The organism is Paracidovorax konjaci (assembly GCF_900112675.1).
Classification (GTDB): domain Bacteria; phylum Pseudomonadota; class Gammaproteobacteria; order Burkholderiales; family Burkholderiaceae_C; genus Paracidovorax; species Paracidovorax konjaci.
Map to the genome: position 1 here is coordinate 1 of NZ_FOMQ01000010.1, position 13228 is coordinate 13228.

At 68.5% G+C, this 13228-nt stretch carries 8 protein-coding genes and 1 tRNA gene; 5 read left to right on the forward strand and 4 right to left on the reverse strand.

The window, feature by feature from the left end:
• On the reverse strand, window positions 1-285 hold a 285-nt coding region (locus tag BM144_RS14945), incomplete at its 3' end, for a transposase (RefSeq protein ID WP_139225733.1).
• Between the two features lie 943 nt (window positions 286-1228).
• Here BM144_RS14945 and BM144_RS14955 point away from each other — a divergent pair.
• On the forward strand, window positions 1229-1441 hold the full coding sequence (locus BM144_RS14955) for a hypothetical protein (protein WP_092953725.1): 213 nt from the start codon (window positions 1229-1231) through the stop codon (window positions 1439-1441).
• A 374-nt stretch (window positions 1442-1815) separates the two neighbouring features.
• On the opposite strand, the gene BM144_RS14960 is transcribed toward BM144_RS14955, so the two are convergent.
• A tRNA-Arg gene (locus BM144_RS14960) sits at window positions 1816-1892 on the reverse strand.
• A gap of 268 nt (window positions 1893-2160) precedes the next feature.
• Here BM144_RS14960 and BM144_RS14965 point away from each other — a divergent pair.
• Window positions 2161-3912 carry a cation:proton antiporter domain-containing protein gene (locus BM144_RS14965; protein ID WP_092953728.1) on the forward strand — a complete coding sequence of 584 codons (1752 nt, stop codon included), beginning with the start codon at window positions 2161-2163 and terminating at the stop codon, window positions 3910-3912.
• Window positions 3913-4118: 206 nt separating this feature from the next.
• On the opposite strand, the gene BM144_RS14970 is transcribed toward BM144_RS14965, so the two are convergent.
• Together BM144_RS14970 and BM144_RS14975 are read right to left on the reverse strand one after the other, a co-directional pair.
• The gene (locus tag BM144_RS14970; RefSeq protein WP_092953731.1) at window positions 4119-5987 is read right to left on the reverse strand and encodes a M14 family metallopeptidase; all 1869 of its coding nucleotides are present in this window, start codon (window positions 5985-5987) and stop codon (window positions 4119-4121) included.
• A 258-nt stretch (window positions 5988-6245) separates the two neighbouring features.
• The gene (locus tag BM144_RS14975) at window positions 6246-8069 is read right to left on the reverse strand and encodes a DEAD/DEAH box helicase (RefSeq protein WP_092953734.1); all 1824 of its coding nucleotides are present in this window, start codon (window positions 8067-8069) and stop codon (window positions 6246-6248) included.
• Between the two features lie 353 nt (window positions 8070-8422).
• Here BM144_RS14975 and atpC point away from each other — a divergent pair, with 353 nt between their 5' ends.
• The 3 genes from atpC to BM144_RS14990 all read left to right on the forward strand — a co-directional run bounded on the left by atpC (window position 8423) and on the right by BM144_RS14990 (window position 13198).
• Window positions 8423-8884: an ATP synthase F1 subunit epsilon gene (atpC, locus tag BM144_RS14980; RefSeq protein WP_245783678.1), complete on the forward strand. Its 462-nt coding sequence runs from the start codon at window positions 8423-8425 to the stop codon at window positions 8882-8884.
• Between the two features lie 134 nt (window positions 8885-9018).
• A complete protein-coding gene (gene ettA, locus BM144_RS14985; RefSeq protein WP_092953737.1) occupies window positions 9019-10680 on the forward strand; it encodes an energy-dependent translational throttle protein EttA in 1662 nt (553 codons plus the stop codon).
• A 76-nt stretch (window positions 10681-10756) separates the two neighbouring features.
• Complete coding sequence (locus BM144_RS14990; protein WP_092953740.1) at window positions 10757-13198, forward strand: DUF1631 family protein; 2442 nt, start codon at window positions 10757-10759, stop codon at window positions 13196-13198.
• Window positions 13199-13228: the final 30 nt, after the last annotated feature.

Here is a 13228-nt window from a genome sequence, read left to right on the forward strand (position 1 = left end):
CAACTCATCGAGCAACAGCAGATGCAGGCGATGCCACACTCCCACGGCCTGCCAGTCACGTAGACGCCGCCAGCAAGTCATGCCGCTGCCAAAGCCCAGTTCCTGGGGCAACTCTTCCCAAGGGATGCCGGTGCGCAAAACGAACAGGATGCCGTTGAGGGCCATCTCGTCGCTCACCCGCGGGCGACCGCCCTTGGCCGAGGCGGCGACTACCGGCAACAGCGGCGCAACCTTCTTGAACAGTGCTGCGCGCTTATCTCTTTTTTCTTGTTTCGACTCATGCATCACCAAACGCTCTTCGCTCGATTTGCGATGACATGGTTTTGTTAGCCGCTTTAAGCCTGCCGTAGGACACGGCCGGATCTCTGCCCCCATCCGTCATCAATGGATCCGGATCGTTTCCAATGCGAAACGTCTGTATGCCTTCGAAGGCGAACGCCTCTGCTGCTACGCAGCGCTCCTACATGTTGAAGAGTCGGCATGGCGCGAAGCTATGCCACAGGCCTTGAAGCGGGGATCCAAGCTGCTTCTTCGCGCTCTGCTGAGCGCAGCCTGCATCTTCCAACTACCGATCCAGGAGAGCATCTATGAAGCTGAGTCAACAAATGCGGCGCACCGTGCAATATTGCGCTGGAGTCATGGTCACGGGCGTGGCCCTCGCCGGAGCACCTGTAGTGCATGCGCAGGCCACCGGGGGTGCAATGGGTGGCGCGAGCGCCGATGCGCCTGCTGGAACGGCAAGCGGTGCTGCATCGAAAAGGTCCGGTTCCAAGGCAGACGATCGGAACACAGGTGGAGGCCGCTCGCAGGGCGGCAGTGGCAGTGGCACCGGCAATGGAACAGGTGGTTCGACCGGGGGTACCGGTGGCGGTACGGGCGGAACGGGCGGCGATGGCGGGTCGGGAGCCGGTAGCTCCGGAGCGGGGACCGGCGCCGGCACGGGCGGCACCGGTGGGGCAGGCGGCAGCGGTTCCGGGGGCAGTGGTGCCGGCGCGGGAGGGCGCTGATCTCAGCTAACGCTCCGCAAGCCTGTAAAGAGGCCTGCACCAACCCAAGGGCTGAGCGAGCAGTAGCCGCGCCGTTCCACAGTGGTGTTCGGAGCTTGCTCATCCGTTGATGCAGGGTCGCATGGCACCGGCATGATTTCCTACAGGCGCTGCCATGCGTTTCCCACCCCGTGTCCGAGTCGCCAAGGGTCCAATGTTGTCACTCGATCACAGGAGGTCCCATGAATGTTTCTCGATGGAGCGCGCCCGAGTCTCTCATGGGAGCGGGCATCCGGGCCCCTCAAATGGGACAGCACGAAGTGGCCCGCTGGCAGATCCAACAGGGCGATCTGGAGCCGAAGCTGTACGTGCAGGACATTCCCGACAGCCTGGAATCGTTCGAATCCCAATTTTCCGATTCGGGAACCACATCTTCCATCCAGTGGCTGGGATGACGCCGGCCGCAGGCTGAGGTCTTGCCTGAAGCCTGGTTCCTGCAGCAAATGCTGATCCCGTGCCAAAAAACAGCCTCGGCGCGGTTTGGAACGTTTATTTTTCCTATGAGGAAGGCGGTTGCACGCTGTGATCGGTGCGTCACAGGTCCGACCTAATGAGGCGGAAGGGTGATCGCCCAGCCGGCTTCGCCGATGGTGTATCGGCCGCTGGCCACCTTCCTTCACTGCCGCAGTAGCGCAGCATGCGTGGGTAGACAGTCGATGCGGGACTGAGCCGTTGGTACCTGTCTGTGTGAGGAATCTTCTGCACTGGCGAATGGCTGCCATGCCGATAGAGCGAAGCGCAGTCACAGACGCACCGCCCCAGGAAAAGCTGGCCTGCCCGGAGGGACTCGAACCCCCGACCTATTGCTTAGAAGGCAATTGCTCTATCCAGTTGAGCTACGGGCAGATGGGATGGAATTGCACCAAACGCAGCCCGGTCGGGGCTGTGGCGCACCTGCCGGATTGCGTGGGCTCAGTCTCCGACGCGCCCCTTGACCACTTCAACCCTGGGCCGCACCGGCAGTGCTTCCGAAGCCCGCGATCATACCCGGCCCGGTGTCCGCTCTGACCCATGGGCCAGCCGTCTGCGCAGTTTGGCGGCTTTGCGGTTATAACGGAATGGCCGCCACCCTCCGCGCGCTTTCTGCGCTGTCTGCCAAAGCCCTCTTTGACACATGCCCCACAGCGTATCCCTCATCCACACCATCGCCGTCGGGCTCGGGCTCGCGTTGGTTCTAGGTTTTCTGGCGACCCGCGTGCGTTTGCCTGCACTCGTCGGCTATCTGCTGGCCGGGGTGGCTATCGGGCCCTATACCCCGGGTTTCGTGGCCGATGGCGCCATGGCCAGTCAGTTGGCGGAGATCGGGGTCATGTTGCTGATGTTCGGGGTGGGGCTGCATTTCTCGCTGGGCGATCTGCTGGCGGTGCGCAAGATCGCGCTGCCCGGGGCCATCGTCCAGATGGCCGTGGCGACGATGCTCGGCATGGGCCTGGCCACGTGGTGGGGCTGGGGCCTGGGCGGTGCGCTCGTGTTCGGCCTGTCGCTTTCGGTGGCCAGCACGGTGGTGTTGCTGCGGGCGCTGGAAACCCTCGGCATCCTGGATTCCTACACTGGCCGCATCGCGGTCGGGTGGCTCGTGGTGGAAGACCTGGCCATGGTGCTGGTGCTGGTGCTCCTGCCGCCGCTCGCGGGCTGGCTCGGAGGCAGCGCTGCCGTGCAGGATGCCTCCCATCCCCCTTTGTGGAAGACGCTGGGGTGGACGCTGGCGCAGGTCGGCGGCTTCGTGGCGCTGATGCTGCTGGTGGGGCGCCGGGTGTTCCCCTGGGTGCTGTGGCAGGTGGCGCGCACGGGCTCGCGCGAGCTGTTCACGCTCTGCGTGGTGGCCGCCGCCGTGGGGATCGCCTTCGGCTCGGCGGCGCTGTTCGGCGTGTCGTTCGCGCTCGGCGCGTTCTTCGCGGGCATGGTGATGCGCGAATCGGAGTTCAGCCACCGTGCCGCGCAGGAATCGCTGCCGCTGCGCGACGCTTTCGCCGTGCTGTTCTTCGTCTCGGTGGGCATGCTGTTCGATCCGCGCGTGCTGCTGGAGCGGCCCTTCCAGGTGCTGGCGGTGGTGGCCATCATCATCTTCGGCAAGACGCTGGCGGCGGCCGCGCTGGTGCTGGCCTTCCGGTACCCGCTCAACACCGCGCTCACGGTGTCCGCCAGCCTGGCCCAGATCGGCGAGTTCTCTTTCATCCTGGTGGGGCTGGGCGCCTCGCTCGGGCTGCTGCCGCCCGAAGGTGCGAGCCTGGTGCTGGCCGGTGCGCTCATCTCCATCGCCGTGAATCCGATCCTGTTCCGTGCGATTGCGCCCCTGCAGGACTGGCTGCGTGCGCGCTCCGCGTGGGCGCGGCAACTGGAGCTGCGCGACGATCCGCTCGCGGAGCTTCCGGTGAGCACGCACCAGCGCTACCTGGCGCGGCAGGTGGTGCTGGTGGGCTACGGCCGGGTCGGGCGCCGCATCGCCGCGGCGCTGGCGGCACGCGACATTCCCTTCGTGGTGGCCGAGCAGAACCGCGAACTGGTCGAGCACATGCGGTCGGCCGGCATGGTGGCGGTGGCGGGTGACGCGGTCGACCCGGCGGTGCTGATCCAGGCGCACATCGCGCGTGCGCACATGCTCGTGATCGCCACGCCCGATACGCTGGACGTGCGGCAGATCGTCGCCACTGCGCGCACGCTCAATCCGGCCATCGAGACGGTGGTGCGCTCTCACAACGAGGAAGAGGCCGAACTGCTCGAAAACGAAGGCGTAGGCAAGGTCTTCCTGGGCGAGGAAGCGCTGGCGGTGGCGATGACCGCCCATGTGGTGACGGTGGCCGGATCGCGCGAGCCGTGGAGCACCACGGCACCCGGGGCGCTGGACGAACACCACGCTTCCGTCTAACGCGCCATCCCGTGTGCGGCATTGGCAGGTTGGAGTGAAAACCCCTCCATGCCGCCGGATTCATTCAATAGTTTGCTATATATTTAATAGCAAATGTGCGGGGCTTGTTGCCTGAGGCATTCAGTTGGAGGCCCGGCAGCCAGGGAGCGCGGGACGTGCTGCCCATCTGCCTGCCGCCGGCGAAGAACCTGGCCGGGCGGGCCGGCTCAGTCCGGTTCCTCGAACACCAGCGACGGTGTCGACATCACCCGGGCCGTGTCGGAGAGGGAGTCGATGAGCCGGTTCGCGAAATAGCTGTTCTGCGTGTCCGGCTCGAGCGCGGCGGCGGCCAGGTTGGCGAGCGGTTGGTTGAGGGGCACGTAATAGCTGCCCGCCGGCGCGTCGATGGCGGTGCGCACCGCAGAAACCTGTACCCGCACCACGTCCGAGGCACCGGCCACGGTACCGCGCACATCCTCGCGCGGCGCCGTGTCCCGAGACGTTTCCCGGAAGGTGTCGGCCAGCAGCGAGCCTTGTTCGGCCACACGCATCACCTGCAGCCCCAGCAGCTTGAGGCGCTCCACGGCGGTGCTGGCTGAGGGGGCCAGCCAGTAGCCGCAGGGCCGGGGCCGGCTGGAGAGCGTGCGCAGTTCCAGGGACGAATTCCAGTCCACCCGCACCGTCTTGTCGGCGCCCGTCTCGGGGTCGAGCATGAGCAGGTCGCGCTGCGTGGCCGTGGGACCCGCGTCGATGGTGATTTCGCCGCGGCACGCCTGGGCGGCCGTGTCGCGCGCGACGAACGAGCGCACCTGCTCCAGGTTGGCCGAGCGTTCCGCGGTGCTGCGCAGCGCACTGGAGATGGCCGTGACCTGCGTGTGCACGCGCCGCTGGATGTGCGTGCGTTCGATGCCCACGCCCCGGGTCTCGATGAGCAGGCTGACCGCGTTCTTCAGGCCGTTCACGTTGCGACCGGTGTCGGGCCGCGTGCCGCCCATGGAGACACGGCGGTCGGCCGGATTGGTGGAGGTGGTGTAGTACCACTCGCTGGTCAGGCTCTGGCCCTGCAGGGCGGCCACCATGGGCTGGTGGTACCACTCGCGGGAGGCCTTGGAGAGGAACTCCGGCACGTTCGCGGTGGTGGCGTACTGCAGCAGCGCGTCGTAGCGCTGGATGCCGCCGAATTTTTCGAGGAAGCGTCCGGCCACCGTGTATTCGTGCGCGTCGATGACCGCGATGGGCCGGTAATCGCGCACCAGCCGCGCGAGCGCCTGGGCTTCCGGCGTGGTGAGCAGCAGGTGGTCGCGGTTCAGGTCGGTGCCGTTGGCGGTGACGCGGGTTCCGGCTTCCGCGCCATCCGGGTTGGCGCGCGGCACGATCACGACGTTGATGCGGTCCAGCAGCGGCTCCAGCAGGCCTTGCGAGACTTCGCGTGCGATCACCAGCAGGGCTTCAGCACCTGCCGGCTCGTCGCCGTGCTGCTGGCCGATCAGTACCACCGTGGGCCGGCCGCTGGCGTCGAGGTCCGCCAGGCGGGTGCCTGCGCCGCGCGTGGCCACCAGGGCTTCCAGGGGCGTGCCGCGCTGCGAACGGCCCCATTCGATCACGCCGACCTTGGTGGCACTGCCTGCCTGCGGAGCCAGGCGGTGCAGCCATTGCGACGCTTCGCCATTGGTGGTGAATGCGCGGCGCCCGTCCCCGAGGCCCGGCGTGTCGTAGCGCACGGCTGGGTCGGGAAAGCGCGCGGCGACGGCGGCGCTGTAGGGCAGGGGGCCTGTTGGCGGAGCCGCCGCTTCCGGAGGAGCGGCCGGGGCGGCCCCCGGCTCCGGCTGCGGGATCAGGGGCGTATGGGTGACGGGAGAGGTGACGACCTCGGCGCGGGTGGTTCCGAGCGGTGGCGGAACGGTGCGCTCCGGGCCGGAGCGTGCCGGCGCGCGCGAAGGCAGCGGCGTCGAAACGGTGGTGGGCCATGGCGGCAGCGGGGTGCTGCTGCAGCCGGCGGCCAATGCGGCGATGGCCAGTACCAACGGCCCGAACGCCCGCGGCGGCATGGCGAGGGCGGCGGACCCGGATAGGCGATGGGCGAGAGGCTGGTTCATGGTCGATCAGGGCCGCGTGAGGCCGTCTGTGGCAGGGCGGGGCCGATGTTACCCGGCGCGACCGCGACCGCCTGTCGGTGGCGACCCCGTGCCGACCGGCTTTCCGGGCCGGAGGCACCCGGTGCGGTCTTCGTGGCCCGGAAATTCAATGCCGAAAATGCAACGGCGCGGTACGGGCGACCCGAAGATCGCCGGTACCGCGCCGTGTGTGCGCGTGCGTCGTGCCGCTACCCGCGAACGGGCGGCGGCAATGGCGCGTCAGCGGCCGTAGCCGCCACCGCCGCTGCGGGGGCCGCGATTGCCGCCGCGGTTGCCACCGCCGCCGCCATATCCACCACCGCCGCCACCGCTGCGGAAGCCGCCGTTCCGGCGGCCCCGGTCGGCCATGCTGTCCACGCTGGTGCGCATGGGGTCGGGTTGTCCGCCGCCGCTGCCGTGGCGGGGGGGGCCCAGGTGCGTTCCCCCCTGGGTGCCCAGGTGGGCGTTTTCGCGCCGCGGTTGCGTGTCGTCGGAGCGGTAGCCACCGCCAACGTTGCCGCCGCCTTCGCCGCGTGCGGGGCGGGGGCCGCGCCCGCCGGCACCGCCGCCGTAGCTGTTGCCGCCACCGCCACCATTGCCGCGCGGATGGCCGTTGCCTGCGCGCTGGCCGCCTGCGTAGGCATTGCCCTGGCCCTGGCCTTGCGCGCCGCCGCGGCCGCGCGGGGGCTTCTGTCCGCCGCCGTTGCCGCCGCCTTCGCCGCCATGGGACTGCGCATTGCCGCGCTGGCCGCCGGCCTTGCCGCCGCCGCTGCGTTCACCCTGCGTGGCCTTGTTGGTGCGGATGCGCTCCATCATTTCGCTGCGGGCCGCCTTGGCCGCCGCCTGCATGACCTCGCGGCTCGGAGGCTTGCCGGCGCCGCCCCAGATGGTCTGGCGTCCCATGGCGATGGGTTCGGCCTTCTCATCGGGCTCGGGGCCGAAGCCTTCGAGCAACTGCACCGGGATCTCCTGCTTGGTGAAGCGCTCGATCTCCATCATGAAGCCTTCCTCGTCCATGCAGACCAGGCTCACGGCTTCGCCGCTCGCGCCCGCGCGGCCCGTGCGGCCGATGCGGTGCACGTAGTCTTCCGGCACGTTGGGAATTTCGTAGTTGACGACGTGCGGCAGTTCGTCGATGTCGATGCCGCGCGCCGCGATGTCGGTGGCCACCAGAGCGCGGATGTCGCCGGTCTTGAAGCCCGACAGCGCCTGCGTGCGGGCGCTCTGGCTCTTGTTGCCGTGCAGGGCCATCGCCGTGACGCCGTTCTTGGTGAGGAAGTCGGCCACATTGTTGGCGCCGAACTTGGTGCGCGTGAACACCAGCACCTGGCTCCAGTCGTGCTGCTGGATGATGTGCAGCAGCACCTGCTTCTTCTTGCCGCGGCCGACGGGGTGGATCACCTGGGTGATGCGCTGCACCGTGGTGTTGCGCGGGGTGACCTGGATGCTCTGCGGATTGCGCAGCAGGCTGTTGGCCAGTTCGCGGATCTCGTCGCTGAAGGTGGCCGAGAACAGCAGGCTCTGCTTGTCGCGGGGCACCATCGACAGCACCTTCTTCACGTCGTGGATGAAGCCCATGTCCAGCATGCGGTCGGCTTCGTCCAGCACCAGGATCTCGACCTTGCAGAGGTCCAGGAAACCCTGTTGCTGCAGATCCAGCAGACGTCCGGGCGTTGCCACCAGGATGTCCACGCCGCGCTTGATGCGGTCGATCTGCGGATTCATGCCCACGCCGCCGAAGATGACGGTGGACTTCACGTCGAGGTGCTTGGCGTAGGCGCGCAGGTTCTCTTCGACCTGCGCCGCCAGTTCACGCGTGGGCGTGAGCACCAGGGCGCGGATGCCGCCGGCGGGCCGGGCGGTGCCGCCCTGCGTGAGCCGGTGCAGCATGGGCAGCACGAAGGCCGCGGTCTTGCCGGTGCCGGTCTGCGCGCCGGCGAGGAGGTCGTGCCCCTCGAGAACGGCGGGGATGGCCTGGGCCTGAATGGGGGTGGGATTCTCGTAGCCCTGCTCGTGCACGGCTTTCAGAATGGCGGGGGCCAGATTCAGTTCGTCAAAAGTCATTCAAGGAAGCGCCTCTCCGGGCGCGGGAGGCATCGGCCTGTCGCAGAACCCGGAGAAGGGCTGCGGCCAGTCAAGGCTGATGTGATTCACGAATGGGAGCCAGAACACCGCGTGGCGGCTTCATCGTCCCCAGCAGGCTGCTGAGGCCGCCGGTCACTGGAGCCGGCGGCTGAGGCGCTATTGTGGCACGAGATGGGCGCCGCGGGCACTTGGCCGCGCGGATTGCTCGGCCGCCACGGCCTGCGCGCATGGCGGGCGTAGACTGGCGCTTTCTCACGGAGCGGTCCTGTCGGGGCGGGCCATCGGTGTTTACCCGGTGCGCACGGGCCCCGATCCGCTCCCGCACACGGGTCATGCACATGTCGTCAATCGAATCGGAACCGGCTCCCGCAGGGCCGGGCGGAGCGCTTCAGCTCGAAATCGCCCATATGGAGGGGCAGGTGTGGGCCGGCCCGGTGCGGGTGGTGAGCCTGCCAGGCACCGAAGGCGCATTCGGCGTGCTGCGCGGCCATACGCCGGTGCTCACGCGGCTGCGGGCAGGCTTCGTTCACATCGAGACCACGGCCGGTGAGAGAGTGGAGGTGTACGTGTCGGGCGGTTACGTCGAAATCCAGCCCACGCACGTGACGGTGCTCGCTGATACGGCAGTGCGCAACGCCGACCTGGATGCCGCCCGCGCCGAAGCCGCGCGGCAGGCGGCCTCGAGCCAGTTGGGCAGCGAACTGGCCCACATCGACCATGCGCTGCTGCATGCCGAGCTGACCCGCGCGGCCGCGCAGTGGACCCACGAGATCCGCAAGGCCTCCGGCCGGTAACGGGCACGGCTGCCGGCAGCGCAGATGCGTCCGGCGCAAAGCATCCGATAATCCTCGGCGACGCGTCCGCCGCGCGGCCCTCCGCTGGCCGCCCCTTGCCGGTGGCGCCATCCCATTCCTAGGAAAGAAAGCCAATGGCCCAGTACGTTTATTCGATGAACCGTGTCAGCAAGACCGTGCCCCCGAAGCGGCAGATCTTGAAGGACATCTCCCTTTCGTTCTTCCCCGGCGCCAAGATCGGCGTGCTCGGCACGAACGGTTCGGGCAAATCCACCCTGCTGAAGATCATGGCTGGCGTGGACAAGGAGATCGAGGGCGAAGCTATCCCCATGCCGGGCCTGAAGATCGGTTATCTGCCGCAGGAGCCGCAGCTGAATCCGGACCATACGGTGCGTGAAAGCGTGGAAGAGGCCATGGGCGAGGTGTTCGCCGCCAAGGCCAAGCTCGAAGACGTGTATGCCGCCTATGCCGAGCCCGATGCCGATTTCGATGCGCTGGCCGCCGAGCAGGCGCGCCTGGAAGCCATCATCGCGACGGCCGGCACCGACTCCGAGCACCAGCTCGAAATCGCCGCCGACGCCCTGCGCCTGCCGCCCTGGGACGCAGCCGTGGGCGTGCTCTCCGGGGGCGAGAAGCGCCGCATCGCGTTGTGCCGTCTGCTGCTCTCCAAGCCCGACATGCTGCTGCTGGACGAGCCCACCAACCACTTGGACGCCGAGTCCGTCGATTGGCTGGAGCAGTTCCTGCACCGCTTCTCCGGCACCGTGGTGGCCATCACCCACGATCGCTACTTCCTCGACAACGCGGCCGAGTGGATTCTTGAACTCGACCGTGGCCACGGCATTCCCTACAAGGGCAACTACAGCACCTGGCTGGACCAGAAGCAGGCCCGTCTGGAGTCCGAGCAGAAGGGCGAGGAAGCCCGCGCCAAGGCCCTGAAGAAGGAACTGGAGTGGGTGCGCCAGAACGCCAAGGGCCGCCAGGCCAAGTCCAAGGCGCGTATCGCACGCTTCGAGGAACTGAGCGATTTCGAATACCAGAAGCGCAACGAGACCCAGGAAATCTTCATTCCCGTCGCGGACCGCCTGGGCACGCAGGTCATCGAGTTCAAGAACGTCACGAAGTCGTTCGGCGACCGCGTGCTGATCGACAACCTGTCGATGAACATCCCGGCCGGCGCCATCGTCGGCATCATCGGCCCGAACGGGGCCGGCAAGTCCACGCTGTTCAAGCTGATCGCTGGCCGCGAGCAGCCCGACAGTGGCGAAGTGGTGATCGGCTCCACCGTCAAGATGGCCTACGTGGACCAGAGCCGCGATTCGCTGGCCGATGAAAAGACGGTGTGGGAAGACATCTCCGGCGGCCTCGACATCATCAACATCGGCAAGTTCCAGATGGCCAGCCGTGCCTATGCCGGCCGCTTCAACTTCAACGGCGGCGACCAGCAGAAGAAGGTGGGCATGCTCTCGGGCGGCGAACGCGGCCGTCTGCACCTGGCCAAGACGCTGATCGCGGGCGGCAACGTGCTGCTGCTGGACGAACCGTCCAACGACCTGGACGTGGAAACCCTGCGCGCGCTGGAAGACGCCCTGCTCGAATACGCAGGCACCGTGCTGGTCATCAGCCATGACCGCTGGTTCCTCGACCGCATCGCCACGCACATCCTGGCGGCGGAAGGTGATAGCCAATGGGTGTTTTTCGATGGAAACTACCAGGAGTACGAAGCCGACAAGAAGAAGCGACTGGGCGAGGAGGGAGCCAAGCCCAAGCGGATGCGCTACAAGGCGCTGAAGTGAAGGTCGGACGGCTTCGTCCACGCCGTTAACCCCGTCAACCTCCGCGCGCTGCCCGCGCCGTCACTCCCGCCGCGCCATGTCCGCTTCCGCTCCCAGCGTCAGATCGGCTTTCCGTGCCTGCGTCGTGGCGGCCATCCGCGACGGCGAGGCGTTGATGGCCGCGCTTCTGGAGGCCACGCGGGTGGCCCTGGACGCGGAGATGTCGCGTGCGCGCGACCTGCGCCGGCGCGACGCGCTGGCCGATGCGCAGCGGCTGCTGGTGCAGCACGTGCCGGCGCTCGCCAAGGCCTATCCCATGGCCTTGCTCGAAATCTTCGCCGAGGGCCCCGCCACCGCGCGGGCCCGTCCGGCGGACGCCTCGGGCCTGGACTTCGGCGAACTCTCGCTGATGGACGAGGCGGAGGTGATGGCCCAGGTGGAACTGTCGCGCGCACAGCAGGTCGCGCTGCATGCCACCGAAGCTGTGTTGGCCGAACTGAACACCCTCGTGAGCGCGGCCCAGGGTTTGCGCAGCGTGCAGCCGGACCGCAATCCGCTGCGCCCCGAAAACTACATCCGCGCCCTCCAGCAGGTGGTGGGCGAGACGGGCGTGGCTCCGGACGTGCGCACGGCCTGGATGGCACCCATGCGCGATGCGCTCGGCGTGCAGTTGCAGGCCGCCTACCAGCGCGCTGTGGAGCGCCTGCGTGCCGACGGCGTGCAGCCCGTGGGCTATGCCGTGGCCGGTGGAGGCGCCGGAAGCAATCACGTGCGCTCCGGCGCGGCTTCGCGCTGGCAAGGCCCGCAGAGTGGCTACGACCCCGGCATGCAGGCCGCGCCATGGGATGCGCGCTCCAGCCTGGGCGCCCCCCTGCCGGCCATGAGCGGCTACGGCGCACCGGGCAACGGCTGGGGTGGCGGTGCTGCGGTTTCGCAACCCATGCCCCTGGCAGCCGAGGCCGAGGAGGCACTGCTGACCGTGGCCATGCTGCGCCAGATGCTGGCCCAGCCGATGGCGCTCTCCATGCCCGTGCCCCCGCCGCTGCAGCAAGGCCCTCCGGTGCCAGGGGGCCGGATGTCGCAGCCGGGCACGTTGCATGGCCTGCCGTCCCTCCCGGTCACGCAGGGCGGCCACCTCGCCGCGGCCGCGGTGGAGGCCATGGAAGACATCGCGGAACTGGAGCGCATCGTGGGCCGCCTCTCCGGGAGCCTGCCGGCGCCGCTGGCCGCGGGCAGCCCAGTCCAGGCGGCGCAACTGCAGGCCGCCGGGAGTTCCCTGTATGCCGGTGTGGCCTCTCAAGTGGGTGCCGTCGCTCCCGGTGAGGACGCGGCGGCCCCTGCGCGGGCCCGCTCGCGCACGGCCAGCGAAGTCGTGAGCCGCATGATGGACAACATCGCGCTGGACGACCGGCTGCTCCCGCCCGTCCAACGCGCATTGCAGAACCTGCGCCCGGCACTGCAGCGGCTGGTGCGCCATGACCGACGGTTCTTTACCGATGACCAGCATCCCGCGCGGCGCCTGCTCGATGCGCTGACGCAACGCGCACTGTCGTTCGACTCCGAGGATGTGGACGATTTCAGCGGCTTCGTGCGCCTCATGGATCTGGCCGTGGACCACCTTGCCAACGGTGACACGCGCAATGCCGAAGCCTTCTCGACCGCACTCGCCGGCCTGGAGGCCGGCTGGTCGGCCCAGGATCGCCAGCGCCAGGACCGGGAAGACGCCGCGCGCGCGGTGGCCCTGGAACTCACGCGCCGCGAAGAGCTGGCACGCCGCGTGGCCGAGGACATCCGGGCGCTGGCGAAGACCGACGACGTGCCACAGGACATCGTGGACTTCGCAGCCGGCCCCTGGGCCGATGTCGTGGCGAATGCCCAGGTGGGGCAGGCCGGTGCCGCAGACCCGGACCCGGGCGGCTACCTTGCGCTGGTGCCCGAGCTGTTCTGGCTCGCGCAGCCTGCGATGGCGGCCCTGGAGCCCGAACGCCTGGCGACCGCCGTCACGCGCATGCTGGGTACGCTGCGGCAGGGCCTGGACAGCGTGGGCCATGCCGAGGACATGACCAGCACCGTCCTGGAGCGTGTGGCCGCGCTCCACCAGACCGCCGCCGAGCATGCATCGCGCTATGGTCCGGGAGCGCTCCAGGACGATGCTCCGGATACGGGCGGCTCCCTGCTGGGGCCGGTTGCCGACGGGTACGCGGAAGACATGGCCGAGGACGGCGAAGAAGGCCCCGCACCACCGGCAGACGCCGTAGCTGTCCCGGTGGCGGACGGCGGCTTGGACCTCGTGATCGGCACCTGGGTGGAACTGGTCACCAACCACCGCGCCGTGCACACCCAACTGACCTGGGCGAGCCCCCACCACACGCTGTTCCTGTTCACCGCGCCCGATGGAAGCACGCAGTCGATGACGCGCCGCGTGCGCGACAAGCTCATGGCCGAGGGTGCGCTCAAGGTCCTGCCGGGGCCGCCTGCCGCAGTGCGGGGCAGGGGCCAGGGGCGCTCGCCGGGCCCGCAGCGCAACCGCTTGCGCTGAAGCGCTGCCGACGACGGGCATCGATCTCCG